This window comes from Gaetbulibacter sp. S0825 (genome assembly GCF_011777505.1).
Lineage (GTDB): Bacteria > Bacteroidota > Bacteroidia > Flavobacteriales > Flavobacteriaceae > Pontimicrobium.
This window is the reverse complement of record NZ_JAATJT010000001.1, coordinates 45,358-62,053: the sequence shown is the minus strand read 5'-3', so window position 1 is coordinate 62,053 and position 16,696 is coordinate 45,358. Positions and strand designations below refer to the sequence as shown.

Genomic DNA, 16,696 nt, shown 5'->3' with positions numbered 1-16,696 from the left:
ATTTAGTGTTGTCCTTTAAGTTACTAATTTTTTGTGACTTACTTTAAATTGAATTTTTACTACTTTTATAAAAACTAAGTAATCTTCCTAAAATGATAAAAAAAGCAATAGCATTAGTGTTATTAATTGTTGCTGTGTACTGGAGTTTTTCAGCAATCATACCCTCAAAAATATCTGATTTAAATACTGATAAGAACGAATTTTCAACCGAACGAGCTTTAATTCATCTTAAAGAAATTACCAAAGCACCGCATTATGTTGGAAGTGACGAACATGAAAACGTAAGGAATTATATAGTTAATGAATTAGAAAACTTAGGATTAAATGTAGAAATTCAGGAAAGTTTCTCCATGAGAGAATGGGGGAATTTGTCTAAACCTAAAAATATTATTGCAAAAATAAAGGGAAGCGATAATACTAAAGCATTACTCTTGTTATCACATTACGATAGTGCACCACAAGCATCACTAGGAGCTAGTGATGCAGGTTCGGGGGTGGTTACAATTCTAGAAAGTTTAAGGGCATATTTAAATAGTGGAAAACAACCAAAAAACGATATTATAATTGTTATTACTGATGCTGAAGAGCTAGGGCTTAATGGCGCAGATATTTTTGTGAACAAACATAGATGGGCAAAAGATGTTGGATTAGTGTTAAATTTTGAAGCTAGGGGAAGCGGTGGATCAGCTGTAATGTGGCCAGAAACTAATGGAGGAAATGCCAAACTTGTAGATGAGTTCGTGCAAGCAAATCCGTCGTATCCAGTTGCCTATTCGTTAATTTATAGTATCTATAAATTATTACCAAATGACACTGATGCCACACGATTTAGAGAAGATGGAGATATTGAAAGTTTCAATTTTGCATTTATTGACGATCATTACGACTACCACACTGCTAATGATACTTATGAGCGTTTAGACAGAAATACATTGGAGCATCAGGGTTCTTATTTAATGCCATTATTAAATCATTTTTCAAATGCAGATTTAAGCAATCTAAAAAGTGCCGAAGATAAAATCTATTTCAATGTGCCATTATTTAAAACCATAGCTTATAACTATGCTTTAATATGGCCAATGTTTATTCTAGCGATAACACTATTTATTGTTCTTGTTTTTTATGGGTTTAAGACTTCTCGATTGATTAAAGAAGATGTGATTAAAGGCTTTATTCCTTTGTTTCTTTCTATTATAAGTTGTTTGATAGTTGGCTATATCCTTTGGTGGATTATTAAATTTTTGAATCCTCAATATTATGAAATGTTGCATAAGTTTACCTATAACGGTTACACATACATTGCAGCGTTTAGTTTAATAGCGATAGGTATTTGTGCGAGTGTATATAACAAATATTATAAAGAAAACAATACGGCTAGCTTATTAGTAGCGCCAATTTTTATATGGCTAATAATATGTGCTCTTGTGGGGCAGTATTTGGAAGGCGCTAGCTTTTTTATAATTCCAGTGTATTTTGCATTAATTAGCTTATTCGTTCTTATAAAACAGCAAAAGCCAAGTTTATTATTAATGGCTATTTTGTGTTTTCCGTTGCTATTTATTTTTAGTCCGTTTATAAAGCTTTTTCCAGTTGCATTAGGATTTTTTATGAAGATTGGAGCTGTTTCAATTACAGTTAAACTGGTGTCCATGTTGCTTATTGCTTTAATTTTTGGGCTAATGATATCGGTATTTGGTTTCTTTAAGCATAAAAAACGATGGTCGTATGTGCTGTTTTTTATAGCCTTTTATTTTTTAATTTCAGCACAGTTTCAATCTGGTTTTAATGAAGAACGACCAAAACCTAACAGCCTCGTGTACGTTTTAAATGCAGATACTAATACAGCTAATTGGGCAACTTATGATAAGAAACTCGACGCATGGACAAAGAATTTTATAGATGATGAAGCTAATTCTAGTAATGAAGGTAACACTTTTAGCAGTAAGTATAATTCTGGATTTACCTACACAAAAAAAGCCGAAGCTAAACAAATTCCGCAATCAAAAATCACCATCTATAAAGACACCATTATTGATGATTTAAGACATATTAGACTATCTGTTGTGCAGCAAAGAAGGATAAATAGATTTGATTTGTATGCAAATAAAGATGTTAAGTTTAAAGATTTTGAAGCTAATGGAATTGAAGTGCCTAAAGGAAACCCAGAAGGATTTGCTTTTGAAAATAGAAGAAGTACAAGGCTGTTCAGTTATTTTGTGTCTGATAATGATTCTTTAAATTTAAATTTCACAGTTCCTAAAGATCAGAAAACACAATTTAAAATTTACGAGGCGTCTTTCGATTTATTATCAAATGAATTATTTACAGTTCCAGAAAGAACTAAAGAAATGATACCAAAACCATTTATACTTAATGATGCAGTTATAGTTACAAAAACCATTGATATTAACTAAAATTTAGTCTTTGGCACTACTATTGTTTCACTTAATTGTTTAGTTTTGAACCCTTAAATAAATAAACATGAAAAAAGTTATAGGAATTTTATTTTTAGCAGTTGCATTTCAAGCCAGTGCACAAACTAATACTGAGCTATTAAAACATTATGAAGCCTATTATGCACAAATGAAAAAGCAAGGAGATATGCAGGGCGTTATTAATGCCTTAACTCATTTAAATTTACTATCGCCTAATCAAGCAAGGCAAGATACTTTAGCAGTTTTGTATATGAATGGAGGTAAGCATATGCAAGCTTTAAACACTATAGGTATTGATTCAAACGCAAGCGATTCTAACATGGCAGTTGAAGTTAAAGCAGTTAGTTTGCAGGCCTTAAATGAACCGCAGAAAGCATTGGTGCATTTTGAAGAATTGTTTAAAAGAACACCAAATATTATGATTGCTTATGAAATGGCAGATCTTAAAATTCAAGTAAATGATATTGCAGGTGCAACTGCAAATATTGAATATGGTATTGCAAATTCTAAAGATGATGAGGTGCGTACTTATTATGACTCACAAACGCCTTATCAAGTGCCTGCAAAAGCTGCTTTTATTTATTTAAGAGGATTATCAAAGTATAAATTAAACCAGAGTGATTTAGATGGAGCTATTGCAATATTAGATGAAGCAATTGCTTTAGCACCTAATTTTAATTTAGCTTTGCTAAGTAAAAATGCTTTAGTTGCTAGAAAAAATCCACCTCCACCACCAGTTAAAAAGGAAAATTAAAATATAATTAGTATAAAAAAAGCAGCTCAATGAGCTGCTTTTTTTATACTACTTTCGGATTTTACCAAATCCTTACACGTTTTTCTGGAGCTAACCACATTTTGTCACCTTCTTTAATATCAAACGCATCATAGAATGCATCAATGTTTTTTAAAGGTTGTATTGCTCTATTTACTCCAGGAGAATGAGGATCTGTTTTAATTTGTGTTCTTAAAGCATCTTCTCTAATTAAAGTTCTCCAAACTGTAGCCCAAGACATAAAGAAACGCTGTTCTGCAGTAAATCCGTCAATATCGTTTGGTCGACCATTTCTTTCAAAACTAAGTTGTAAACCATCATAAGCTCCAAGTAAACCACCCAAATCTCCAATATTTTCACCTAAGGTAAATTTACCATTAATGTAAACACTATCTAAAACTTCAATAGAACTATATTGTTCCGCTAAAGCATCTCCTCTTTTTGTAAATTCTTCTAAATCCTTAGGTGTCCACCAGTTTTTTAAGTTTCCGTCACCGTCAAATCTAGATCCTGAATCATCAAAAGCATGAGATATTTCGTGCCCAATTACTGCACCAATACCACCATAATTAACAGCATCATCTGCTGTGTAGTTATAGAAAGGAGGTTGTAAAATAGCTGCTGGAAAAACTATTTCGTTGTTAATTGGGTTGAAATAAGCGTTTACCATTTGTGGTGGCATTCCCCATTCACTTTTATCGATAGGCTCATCTATTTCAGATAAATTTTTATCCATTCCCCATTTTCCTACTGCCATCATATTTTCTGCAAAAGTGTTGCCCTCTTTTACCATTAATTCCGAATAATCTTCCCATTCATCAGGATAAGCTATTTTAACTGTAAACTTATCTAACTTTTCAATAGCTTTAGTTTTGGTGCTATCACTCATCCAATCTAGCTTTTGGATTCTGTTTTGAAAAGCTTTTATCACATCAGCAATCATTTTTTCAGCCTTTTCTTTTGCTTCTGGCGGAAACTTAGCTTCAACATATAATTGTCCGATAGCTTCTCCAACAGTTCCAGTTACCGTTTGTAGGGCTCTTTCTTCAGCTGGTCGCATGGCCTTAGCACCACTTAAGGTTTTTGCATAAAAGTTCCAATTTTCCTTTTCCATATCTGTCGTTAAATACCCAGAATTAGATCTAAGTGTGCTCCATGTCATTAACGTTTTTATGTCTTCAATAGATGTAGAAGTTAAGAATTCATTAAGATATTTCATGTATTTTGGCTCCTGAACGTTTACTCTTGATATGGTTTTGGTTATTCCCATATCTGTAATAAACTTATTCCAATCTATTACTGGTGTTAGTTCTTGTAGTTCTTCAACAGACATAGGATTAGTGATATTACGAGCATCTCTTCTAGCTACTTTATCTAATCTTGGCTCTGCTAATTTTGTTTCTAATGCTAGAATTTTTTCAGCAGCAGCTTTTGAAGTTGCTTCGTCATAATTTATAAACTGAAGCATTTTTGATACAAAATCAACATATTGAGTTCTTATTTTCTTAGAATTATCGTCGTTCTCTAAATAATAGTCTCTTTGTAAACCAAGTCCTCCAGAAACTACCCATGCCATATTCATGGTGCTATTATTCATATCTGGACCTGCACCCATTCCTGTAAATGGTGCATCAACACCAAGTGTTGTAGCAAATACAGTTTGCATATCACTAAGATTATTGATGCCATTAATTGCATCAAGTAGCGGCTGGAGTGGTTTAATCCCTGCTTCATCTCTTGCAACTGTATCGAGTTTTGTTTCAAAGATTAATAACGCTTTCTTTTGGTCTGTTCCTTCAGCATATTTACCAAGTTCTTTAGATGTTTTGATAATCTCAAGTACATCTTCATCGGTTGATTTACTTAATACTCCAAACCCACCCCAACGAGTTCTATCGTCTGGAATTACATTTGTTTTCATCCAATTACCGTTTACGTAATTGTAAAAATCATCTTTAGGGCTTACATCAGGATCCATGTTTTCAAGGATAATTCCTGGAATTTTTTCCACTTCAGCAGTGTCTTTGCTAGTATCTTCTTTACAAGCCAAAATTGCCAAAAAGGCAAAAAGACTTAATAACGATAGGCTTTTTGAATTGATTTTCATTTTGTATAGTATTTATTTAGTGTACAATTTACTTATTATTTAGAAGCCTAAAAACTTTTTTTGTTACACCAAGCAAGAATTTAATTTTAAATTTTCACCTAAAAAATTAATTAATTTAGGTTTCTATAGTCTTTTTGAGATTTTCTTTCTATAACCTTATTAATTTGATAAACACAGTTGTTGTAAGCTAATAAAAGGTTTTCTATATCTTTAATAATAGCCTCTTTTGAAGAACTTTGAAGATTTATGGTTTCATCAAATTTATACATTGCTGTTTCAAGTACTGAAAGACGTACAATGATTGACGAACTATTTATACTTTCTGGTATTTCATTTTTAATATCGGCAATAAGCGCTTGAAGAATAGTCTTGTCATCTTTAAAAAATGAGAGATTTCCATTTTTAAGATTTTCAACTTCTACACTTAGTTCTTTAAATTTTGTCCAAGTATCAACTTCTTTTTGTGCTAAATCACTTAAAACATATTCCGTATACTTGATATCTGTTATATCTTGAGGTGTAATTCTTGTGAGCTCGGTTTGTGTTTCTTGTTTTGTAGCCAATGTTTCGTCTTCAGTATTTCTGCAATGAATATTTGAAAGCAGTATTGCTACCAAAAAAAAACGAAAAATAACTAAATGTAATTTAGACATAAAAGCAAAACTTAAATCACACAAATATATTGTTAATGCAGCATTGTAAAAAGTTTTTGTGTTATTTTCATGCAATGCTCAAAATCTTATTATTTTTGAAAACGAATAAAACTAAATAATGGTATCAAGAGTTTTAATTATTGGAGCCTGTGGACAAATAGGTTCAGAGTTAACTAATACATTAAGAATCCAATTAGGAGTTGATAATGTAATAGCAAGTGATATTAGAGAAAGTAATGAAGCTCTTGTTGCTTCTGGACCGTTTGAAATTATTGATGCTAAAGATTTTGAAGATATTAAGAAAAATGTCCTTAAGTATAATGTAGATACTATATATCTCATGGCAGCAATGTTGAGTGCTACTGGTGAAAAATATCCAGAAAAAGCATGGGATTTAAACATGTCATCTTTATTTAATGTACTTAATTTAGCTAAAGAAAATACTGTAAAAAAAGTATTTTGGCCTTCAAGTATTGCCGTTTTTGGTCCATCTACACCTAAAATTAACACACCTCAACAAACCGTTATGGAGCCGACAACTGTATATGGGATTACCAAACAAGTTGGTGAGCGTTGGTGTGAATATTATTTTAACAACTATGGTGTTGATGTGCGAAGTATTAGATATCCTGGAATTATTAGCTGGAAAACCTTACCTGGAGGTGGCACAACTGATTATGCTATTGATATTTTTCATAAAGCTATAAGTGATGGACATTATGATTGTTTTTTAACTAAGAGCACAGCTCTGCCAATGATGTTTATGGAAGACGCAGTTAAAGCAACATTGGACATTATGAAAGCCAATACTAATGATGTAAAAATTAGATCTTCTTATAATTTATCGGCTATAAGTTTTACACCTCAAGAATTAGCAGATGAAATCGCCAAACAAATACCAGAATTTACCATTAGTTATACACCTGATTTCAGACAAAAAATAGCAGATTCTTGGCCAAATTCCATTGATGATAGCTCAGCAAGACAAGACTGGAATTGGAATCATTCCTATGACTTGGAAGCTATTACAAATGAAATGTTGTTACAATTAAAAGAGAAAGCAATATCTTAGTTTTTCTTTAGTGGTAATGATTCGGCTGGTCTAAACTCGGTCAACCCCTTTTCTTTTATAGTTTTTTCAACATCGCTTATTAGCGATGGTACAAAAGCGCTTAAATTTTCAACTCCAGTTTCAGTCACCACTGCTACATCTTCAATACGAATGTATAAACGTTCCTCAGGAATCCATATCATCGGGTCGATGGTAAATACCATTCCAGGTTGAAGTTTGACATTTCCCCTTACTTGTCCAACATCATGAACAGCCATACCAACAGGATGCTGAAAATGACCTCTAAATGTAATACCCTTTTCCACAGCTTTTAAATGAGCAGGCTTTATAAATGTTTTTCCAACAAGATATTGTTTCATATCTGCCGCTGCCTTATCCATGACTTCATTAGCTGTTGTCCCTGGTTTTATATATTTAAATAAGGCATCACTGTATGCAAGAATATACTCGTATAATGCTGTTTGCTCCTTATTGAATTTCCCATTTACTGGCCAAATACGAGTCACATCGCTTGTATAATTATGATAATCTGGAGCATAATCCATAAGTACTAAATCACCATCATTTAAGACATCGGTTTTTCTAAAATAATGTCCCATAAAGGCATTAGTACCACCTCCTATTATTGCAGGATAACCATCACCTTGTGAACCATGCTGATAAAATACATACTTTGCAGCTGCATCTAATTGATATTCGTAAACACCAGGTTGAGTCGACCTCATTGCTTCCATAATAGCAAGACCAGCTATTTCGGTAGCTTTTCTAATAATTTCAATTTCTTTTTCACTTTTTATTAATCTCATCGAATCTAAAAGCGGTGACAAATCTTTAACTTCAAATTCAGGAAATCGTTCATTTATTAGCTTAATAAATCTTGCTTCTCTTGTTGTTTGTGAATCCCAAGGGTCAGCAGCTGCACGCGCATGACCATGTAGTATTTCGTCTCTGCTATCATTTCCAGTTTCTGCAGGACTAAAAGGTGTGTATAACGTTGGCGTGTTTCCTTTAATGAGCCCAGTTCCAACCAAATCATTTCCAAGAAATTCTACTGGGCGAACTCGATTTACACCAGTTAATTTCATAATTAAGTCGGCATCTTCGGCGGATAATATTTTTCCTTGACTTTTTTCTCTGCCTTCTTCTCTATGAGGTAAATAAAGAGAGGTACTTCTGTTTTTTCCATTTAGGAGTAAATAGGCATGTCCTTCTTCAAGACCACACAAATAGTAAAAGGTGTTAGACTGTCTAAAAACTTTAAAACCAGCAACACTAGGTGCACTTTGTATTAGTGCAATGGCATTGTTGCCAATTTCATTAAATATTCTGGTTCTCCGAGTTTCAAATTCTTCAATTGAGAAATCTGTCTGGAAATAATGTTTTTCTTGAGCGATTAAAATGGTTTGACCTAAAATTAAAAAGGCGAATACTATAAATTTAGTTTGTAAAGATTGCATGATAGATACTATTTTGATTGGTCAAAGAATGGAATTTATTACTATTTAAGTTATAGCAATTTAAGGATATTTTGGTTAGTACCTTTAAAGAAAATACAAAGAGAGTCTCAATTTAGGTGTTTCAAAAGGATAACAAAAATAAAAACCCTGAAGACAAATGTTTCAGGGTTTTTAAGTGGTACCTCCAGGAATCGAACCAGGGACACACGGATTTTCAGTCCGTTGCTCTACCAACTGAGCTAAGGTACCTCGCTAAAGCGGATGCAAATATATATCCTATTTTATTATTCCGCAAAATAAAAAGATAAAAAATGGTTTTGTAAATTTACATCTTTTATTTTGCTTATGAATTTAATTGTTGATGTAGGTAATACCAGTGTGAAACTTGCTGTTTTTCAAGATAGTGCAATAGTCCATAAAGAGACTATTGACTTAGATGTGATTGAAATTAAAATTCAAGAACTCATAAAAAAACATCCACTTTTAAGTAAAACAATATTGTCTTCGGTTGGTAATTTAAGCCAAAAACAGCTTGCAAATATTGCCAAACACCTTGAAACCATCGTTTTAGATCATGATGTTAAAGTTCCTTTTAAAAACAAGTACAAAACACCACACACATTGGGTGTTGATAGAATTGCTCTGGTGAGTGCTTCAGTATTAAATTACCCTAAAAAAAATGTACTAGTTATAGATGCTGGAACTTGCATAACCTACGACTTTATCAATGTGAAAAACGAGTATTTAGGAGGCGCTATTTCTCCTGGGATTTCAACACGATACAAATCTTTAAATAATTTAACGGCTAACTTGCCGTTATTGAAAAGAAAAGCACCAAAAAAATTAATTGGCAATTCTTCAAAAGAATCAATTCATTCGGGAGTTATTAATGGGATTTCAATGGAAATTGATGGAATTGTTAATAAATACCGAAAAAAATATAAAGATTTAACAGTTATTTTAACAGGAGGAGACTCAGATTTCTTGTCAAAGCGATTAAAAAGTAGCATATTTGCGAACTCTAATTTTCTTTTAGAAGGTTTGAATTTCATATTAGAATTTAACTTAAACGAATGATTAAAAAAATCTGTTTAGTATGTATTGCATTTTTAGCAATAAATAGTCATGCTCAAGAAGGAACAACCTCTCCATATTCATTTTATGGATTAGGAAGTTTAAAATTTAAAGGTACTGTCGAAAATGTGAGTATGGGAGGTTTAAGTATTTTTACTGATAGCATTCATGTTAATTTACGTAATCCAGCGTCCTATGCTGGAAGGTTTATAAAGTCAACAGGCGAAGGTCACATTGTGAAATTTGCTGTTGGAGGGAGCAGCTCAAACACGACTTTAAAAACCAATACAGCATCCGATAAAGCTAACGCCGCAACTTTCGATTATTTAGCATTATCAATTCCGATGGGAAGATTAGGTATTGGTATTGGGTTAATGCCTTACACATCCGTTGGGTATAAGCTGGAATCTATAAATGATGAGGATTTTTTAGAATATAAATATAGAGGCGAAGGAGGTGTAAACAAAGCGTTTCTAGGAGTTGGTTATTTACTTACAAAAGATTTAAGCGTTGGTGTTGATGCTAGCTATAATTTTGGGAACCTTCAAAATAGCGTTGTTAATTTTAGATATGATGATGAAGGAAACCCATTGCAATATCACAGTAGAGAGGTAAACAGATCAGATTTAAGCGGATTGAATTTTAATTTCGGACTTACATACACACCAATGGTCTCAGAGAAATTGCAATTAACATCGTCTATTACTTTTTCTCCAAAAGCAGATTTAACTTCTACAAATCAAAGAACGTTTGCAAGTGTTTTAGTGAGTTCTACTGGACAAGAATTTCCCGTAAATGAAATTGAAACAGACCTTGGAGCACTAGGGTTAGACAAAACAGTACTATCATTGCCAACCAAAACTGCTTTAGGAGTTGGTATAGGACAGCCAAGAAAATGGTTTTTAGGTGCAGAATACACAATGTTGAAAACCAGTGAATTCTCAAGCGAGATATTTACTTTTGATAATGCTACTTATCAAGACGCCTCTACAATATCTGTTGGTGGCTTTTTAATACCACAGTTCAACTCTTTTACTTACTGGAAAAGAGTCGTTTACAGAGCTGGATTTAGATTTGAAAACACTGGATTAAAAATAGAGAATGAATCAATAGATGAGTTTGGCATGTCTTTTGGAGTAGGATTACCAGTTGGAAATGTATTCTCTAATGTAAACATCGGAATTGAAGTTGGACAAAGAGGAACAATAAACCAAAATTTAGTAAAAGAAAATTTTGTAAATTTCCAGCTTAGCCTATCATTAAACGATAGGTGGTTTGAAAAAAGAAAGTATAACTAATTAATAACTAGAATTATGAAGACGAAAATTACACTGTTAATAGCAATGCTTTTTCTTGGGTTTAACGCAATTAATGCGCAAAGTCAAGAGGAAGACATGAACACATTGTCAATTTTTAGTGAATATGCAAAAGCTAAAAATTATGATGCTGCTTATGGTCCATGGATGGAATTAAGACAAAGAAACCCAAAGTTTAACAGAGCAATTTTCACCTATGGTGAACGTATCCTAGATTATAAAATTGAAAAATCTTCTGGAGCAGAAAAAGTAGGCTTTATTAAAGACCTAGTTAAAATGTGGGATGAAAGACGTGAGCACTTTGCCAACAAAACGCCTGAAGGAGAGTTTTTAGCAAAAGCTTGCCAATTACAATATGATTACAAAGATGAATTGCAAATGACTGATAGTCAATTGTACGATTGCTTTGACAATGCTTTCAAAACAGATGCCGAAACATTTAAAAACCCAAAGTCTTTATACACGTATTTTAAGTTAATGGTAAATTTATATGATGATGGTAAAAAACCTGCAGAAGTATTATTTACTAAGTACGATGAAGTTTCTGAGAAAATTGAAGCAGAGATTAAACACTATACTAATCTATTAAATAAGTATGTACCTGCTGATGATGATACAGATGCAGATCCTCCAAAATTAAGCTCAAGTGATGCTAAAAAGGTTAGGTCATATACCAGCTTTTTAAGAGCTTACGATCAAATTGCTTCTGGAATGGATAGAGATTTAGGTGACCGTGCTAACTGCGAGAACTTAATTCCTCTTTATAATAGAAACTATGAAGAGAATAAAAATGATGGTTTATGGTTACAAAGAGCTATGAACAGGTTGTATACTAAGGAGTGTACAGACGATCCATTATTTGTTAAAATTGTAGAGCAAAAAAACAACTTAGAGCCTAATGCTTCTACTGCATATTATTTAGGGATCTTAAAAGATAAAGAAGGTGATAGTGCTGCCGCTTTAACATTTTACAATCAAGCGGTAGATTTAGAAGCAGATAACTTTGAAAAAGCAAAGATTTTATACAGAATTGCTGCTGGATTCAAGAAAAAAGGAAGCTATGGTCAAGCAAGAACGTATTACCAAAAAGTACTTGCTGCAAACCCATCAATGGGTAGAGCACATTTAGCTATAGCACAAATGTACGCTGCAAGTGCTAATAGTTGTGGTACAGACAACTTTAGTAAAAGAGCTGTGTATTGGTTAGCTGCTCAAGAAGCAAGAAAAGCTGGTAGAGTAGATCCTAACTTAAAGAAAGCGGCGTCTCAAAATGTTGCAAATTACATTGCTAAAGCACCTACTAAGAGTGAAATATTCACTAAAGGTAATGCTGGAGAAACAATTAAAATTGGATGTTGGATTGGTAGAAGTGTAAAAGTGCCAAACCTTTAATGGATTCAATAGTAAAAAATAGTATTATTTGCATGGTCACAGTTTTAACTGTGACCATGTTTTTTTCATGTAAAGACAACTTTAAAGAGGTACAAAAAATTGGGCTTTTAAGTGATAAACCAATAACCGAAGCAGAAAACATCAATACAAAATATACTGATTCAGGAAGACTTAAATCACATTTAATAAGTCCTAAAATGTTAGATTTCTCAAACAGAGCGTTTTCTTTTGTCGAATTCCCACAAGGTATCAACTTCACTATTTACGATGAAAAAGGCAATAAAAATAATGTGGTAGCAGATTTTGCTATGATATATAATGACACCGATTTAATAGATCTTCAAGGAAATGTTGTGGTAGCAACTCAGAGTAATGACACCTTATTTACCGAGCAATTGTTTTATGATCAAAAACGTGAATGGATGTTTACAAACAAGCCTGTAAGGTTTCGTAGAAAAGACGCTATTGATTTGGGAACAGGTTTCGATGCAAATAAAGATTTTACAATTGCCAACGTTTTAGAGTATTCTGGCACCATTTATTTAGACGAATAATTGTTATCTTTGTGTTGTTATAATTTACAACAATCACTAACTCATTATTAGTAATGAAAGTATTACAGCTTTTCCAATATGCATATTTAATTTTCGCAGTATTGTTTATATACGATGCTATAAGCAACTGGAATGTAGAAGAAAAAAGCCCATATTTATCATTGGCTCTTGCAACTTTAGCAATTTTTATGTTCTTTTTTAGAAAGAAATTCAGAAAGCGTTTCGAGGATAGAGGAAAGCTTTAAAAAATGAGTTCCGAAATCCTAATTATTATTATCTCTCTGCTGTTTTCAGCATTTTTTTCAGGAATGGAAATAGCCTATGTATCTTCAAACAAGATTCATATTGAAATAGAAAAAAAACAAAGTGGTTTTCTAGCCAAAATACTTACAAGACTTACAGCAAAACCTTCAAAATTTATTGCCACCATGCTTATTGGAAACAATATTGCATTGGTTATTTATGGCTTTTATATGGGAGATATGTTAATGGCGTGGTTTCAAGACATGACACTTAGCAATGCTTTTCTTAGTGCATTAATTACAGATTTTAGTCTATTTACGCAAACCATAATCTCCACTTTAATAATACTAATTACCGCTGAGTTTTTACCAAAAGTCTTCTTTCAAATATATTCTAACTTGCTATTAAAGCTGTTTTCTATTCCAGCATATGTGTTTTTCTTACTGTTTTCATTAATTTCTGATTTTGTTATTTGGATTTCGGATATGGTATTAAAAACCTTTTTTAAAACAGATGGTGATCAAGTACAATTAGCATTTACAAAAGTAGAATTAGGACATTACATTAGTGAACAGATGGAATCGGTTGAAGATGATGACGATGTAGATAGTGAAATTCAAATTTTCCAAAATGCTTTGGAGTTTTCCGAAGTAAAATCTCGAGAGGTAATGATCCCACGTACTGAGTTAGTTGCAGTAGAGATTCATGATAAAATACAGACCCTAAACGAGCTTTTTACATCCACAGGACATTCCAAAATTCTAGTATACAAAGATACCATTGATGATATTTTGGGGTATGTACATTCTTTCGATCTTTTTAAAAATCCTAAAACTATAAAATCTATTATTATACCAGTAGAATTTGTTCCAGAAACCATGTTAATTAAGGATGTTTTAAATGTACTTACTAAAAAACGCAAGAGTGTTTCGGTGGTGCTAGATGAATATGGAGGGACTTCAGGAATCATGACCATTGAAGACATTGTTGAAGAACTATTTGGCGAAATAGAAGACGAACATGATACGATTGAACTACTAGAAGAAAAAATTAGCGATACAGAATTTAATTTTTCTGCAAGATTGGATGTAGACTACATTAACGAGACCTATAAACTTGATTTGCCGGAAAACGAAAATTATGAAACCCTTGGAGGCTTAATTGTTAATAGCACAGAGGAAATTCCGCAGCAAAACGAAAAAGTAGCCATAGACAACTATTTGTTTACAATTTTAGAGGTCTCCAATACTAAAATAGAAATTGTCTCCCTTCGCATTATCAAAGACGATTAAAAATCTTACAACAGCGCAATTAATACGTTGTTCTGCTTTTATTATTAAGCAGAAAATGGTATTTTCGCGCACGATATTTTATCGAAGTTAATTAAAGATCATCACTTACCTATTTTTCGTATGTGTTGATCTATATGTTAAACCCCAAAAAAGGTTACTTAAAATTTATAGTATTTATGGCAATTTTAAATAAAATTAGACAACGATCGTTATTTTTAATCTTAGTAATCGCTATGGCACTTTTCTCTTTTGTCCTAGCCGATTTATTTAAAAATACCGATGGCTTTAATAGTAAGTCACAAAACGTAATCGCTACCGTTAATGGTAAAGATATTGACCGTGCCGATTTTCAACTTAAAGTTGAAAATGCTCAACGTCAATTTGGAGGATCGCTAACAGCTACTCAAGCAATGAATAGAGTTTGGGATCAAGAAGTGAACGATGCAGTAATGAATGCGCAATACGATGCTTTAGGGCTAACTGTAGAGCGTGACCAAATGAGAGACTTGTTAAAATTAGGTTTAACTAATTTTGAAGAGTTTAAAAATGAAGATGGTATTTATGATGAAAATAAATTAAACGAATTTATTGCCAACTTAAAAGCTATTTCTCCTCAAACAGCTATATTAGGAGGTTCTCCAATAAACTATGAAGCTTGGACCAATTATGAAAATAATATGGCAGTTTCTGGAAAACAACAAACATACTTTAACATGGTTAAAGCTGGTATTTCTGGAACACTAGCCGAAGGAGAATTAGATTACAAACTAGAAAACGACAAAGTAGATTTTAAATATGTTAGAATCCCTTACACATCTATTGCAGATAGTACAATAACAGTTACTAAGTCTGATATTTCTAGCTATATAAGTAAAAACAAAAGCCAATACGAAGTAGATGAATCTAGAGATATTCGTTTTGTGCAATTTATGGAAGAACCTTCTTTAGAGGATGAAACAGCAATTCAGAATGAATTGATTGAGGTTTTAAACGGAAAAGAAGACAACCCAACAACACCAGAAGTTGATGAAACTGTCATAGGATTTAAAAACGCTACTGATGACGAAGGTTTCTTAGCAGCAAATTCAGCAGTTAAATTATACAATGATTTTATCTTTAAATCAGATTTACCAGTTGAACACGCCGATAGCATTTGGAACTTAAACAAAGGTGAAACTTACGGTCCTTATAAGAATAACAATATGTTTATGATTAGTAAGATTGTAGATGTTAAACAAATAGCAGACTCGGTTAAAGTAAGACATATCTTAATTCCGTTTGCAGGTGCTGTACAAGCTGCTCCAGATGTTGTAAAAACAGAAGATGAAGCAAAAGCAACTGCTGATAGTATTTTAGGAGTTGTAAAATCCAATCGTTCTAAATTTCAAGATTTACTTACATTATCGTCAGATTTAGTTAGTAATCAAAATGATGGAGAAATTGAATTTGCATATACTGCAGGAATGGCTCCAGAGTTTAAAGCATTTGCATTCGACAATAATGTAAGAGCCTTAGACGTAGTTAAAACTGATTTTGGATATCACGTTATCGAAATATTAAGTCAAGGAGAAAAACAAAAAGCGATTAAGGTTGGTAACTTAGCAAAAGAAATCGAACCTTCTGATGCAACGGTTGATAGAGTATTTAACGAGACATCAAAATTTGAAATAGCAGTTGCAGATAGAAATTTTGCAGAAGTAGCAAGCGAAAGCGATTATACTGTAAAACCAGTAAGCGCTGTTAAAGAACTAGACGAAGCTATTCCAGGTTTGGGTAGCCAAAGAGCTATTGTAAGATGGGCTTATGAAGATGGTATTAAAGTTGGAGACATTAAAAGATTTAATATACCTGGAGGTTATGCAATTGTACAATTAGCAGGAATTAATGAAGAAGGGTTAATGAGTACTGAAAAGGCATCTATTACTGCTTTACCAGAAATTAGAAAACAAAAGAAAGCAGAACTTATAAAAGCACGTATTTCTGGAGCTACTTTAGAAGACATAGCTGCTAGTGAAAGTCAAACAGTTCAAACTGCATTAGCAGTTACTATGAAAAGCCCAACAGTATCTGGAGCTGGAAATGAACCTATGGTCGTTGGAACTGCTTTTGGATTAGGTGAAGGAACAGTATCTAAACCAATTCAAGGAAACACAGGTGTATTTATTGTTCAAGTAACAAAATTAACACCAGCTCCTGAGTTGCCAAATTATCAAGCTGCTGCAAATAGAATTGGAACCGCTAAGGCTACAACTGTAGATACAGCATTATTAGAAGCATTAAAAAAGGCTGCTAAAATTGAGGATAACAGAGCTACTTTCTATTAAGAAAT

13 protein-coding genes and 1 tRNA gene are annotated in these 16,696 nt (G+C 32.7%); 10 read left to right on the top strand and 4 right to left on the bottom strand.

Translation table 11 applies throughout. From position 1 onward, the window contains the following. Positions 1-92: 92 nt before the first annotated feature. Positions 93-2,414 (top strand): M28 family peptidase, encoded by a 2,322-nt coding sequence (locus HB672_RS00275; RefSeq protein ID WP_167605818.1) that lies wholly within the window; start codon positions 93-95, stop codon positions 2,412-2,414. A gap of 67 nt (positions 2,415-2,481) precedes the next feature. After that, positions 2,482-3,189, top strand: coding sequence for a hypothetical protein (locus HB672_RS00270; RefSeq protein WP_167605815.1), 708 nt, complete (start codon positions 2,482-2,484; stop codon positions 3,187-3,189). 61 nt (positions 3,190-3,250) lie between these two features. Here the strand turns inward: HB672_RS00270 and HB672_RS00265 are convergent, their stop codons facing one another. Further along, positions 3,251-5,314, bottom strand: a complete 2,064-nt coding sequence (locus tag HB672_RS00265) for a M13 family metallopeptidase (RefSeq protein WP_167605812.1) — start codon at positions 5,312-5,314, stop codon at positions 3,251-3,253. Between the two features lie 110 nt (positions 5,315-5,424). Next, complete coding sequence (locus HB672_RS00260) at positions 5,425-5,967, bottom strand: hypothetical protein (RefSeq protein ID WP_167605809.1); 543 nt, start codon at positions 5,965-5,967, stop codon at positions 5,425-5,427. Between the two features lie 118 nt (positions 5,968-6,085). Between HB672_RS00260 and HB672_RS00255 the strand changes: the two genes are divergently transcribed. Beyond that, a complete protein-coding gene (locus tag HB672_RS00255; RefSeq protein WP_167605806.1) occupies positions 6,086-7,039 on the top strand; it encodes an NAD-dependent epimerase/dehydratase family protein in 954 nt (317 codons plus the stop codon). Here HB672_RS00255 and HB672_RS00250 read toward each other — a convergent pair. After that, complete coding sequence (locus HB672_RS00250; protein ID WP_167605803.1) at positions 7,036-8,496, bottom strand: Xaa-Pro peptidase family protein; 1,461 nt, start codon at positions 8,494-8,496, stop codon at positions 7,036-7,038. The genes HB672_RS00255 and HB672_RS00250 overlap by 4 nt on opposite strands. 176 nt (positions 8,497-8,672) lie before the next feature. Continuing rightward, positions 8,673-8,745 (bottom strand) — tRNA-Phe (locus HB672_RS00245). A 96-nt stretch (positions 8,746-8,841) separates the two neighbouring features. Between HB672_RS00245 and HB672_RS00240 the strand changes: the two genes are divergently transcribed. The 7 genes from HB672_RS00240 (at position 8,842) to HB672_RS00210 (ending at position 16,691) form a co-directional block, all read left to right on the top strand. After that, positions 8,842-9,573, top strand: coding sequence for a type III pantothenate kinase (locus tag HB672_RS00240; RefSeq protein WP_167605800.1), 732 nt, complete (start codon positions 8,842-8,844; stop codon positions 9,571-9,573). Continuing rightward, a complete protein-coding gene (locus tag HB672_RS00235) occupies positions 9,570-10,868 on the top strand; it encodes a hypothetical protein (protein WP_167605797.1) in 1,299 nt (432 codons plus the stop codon). Before HB672_RS00240 ends, HB672_RS00235 begins: the two co-directional genes overlap by 4 nt. Before the next feature lie 15 nt (positions 10,869-10,883). Beyond that, positions 10,884-12,278 (top strand): hypothetical protein, encoded by a 1,395-nt coding sequence (locus HB672_RS00230; protein WP_167605794.1) that lies wholly within the window; start codon positions 10,884-10,886, stop codon positions 12,276-12,278. Then, positions 12,278-12,832, top strand: coding sequence for an LPS export ABC transporter periplasmic protein LptC (gene lptC, locus HB672_RS00225; RefSeq protein ID WP_167605791.1), 555 nt, complete (start codon positions 12,278-12,280; stop codon positions 12,830-12,832). Before HB672_RS00230 ends, lptC begins: the two co-directional genes overlap by 1 nt. Before the next feature lie 53 nt (positions 12,833-12,885). Continuing rightward, positions 12,886-13,077: a hypothetical protein gene (locus HB672_RS00220; RefSeq protein ID WP_167605788.1), complete on the top strand. Its 192-nt coding sequence runs from the start codon at positions 12,886-12,888 to the stop codon at positions 13,075-13,077. A gap of 3 nt (positions 13,078-13,080) precedes the next feature. Continuing rightward, complete coding sequence (locus HB672_RS00215; protein WP_167605785.1) at positions 13,081-14,367, top strand: hemolysin family protein; 1,287 nt, start codon at positions 13,081-13,083, stop codon at positions 14,365-14,367. A gap of 134 nt (positions 14,368-14,501) precedes the next feature. Continuing rightward, positions 14,502-16,691, top strand: coding sequence for a SurA N-terminal domain-containing protein (locus HB672_RS00210; RefSeq protein WP_348272532.1), 2,190 nt, complete (start codon positions 14,502-14,504; stop codon positions 16,689-16,691). Positions 16,692-16,696: the final 5 nt, after the last annotated feature.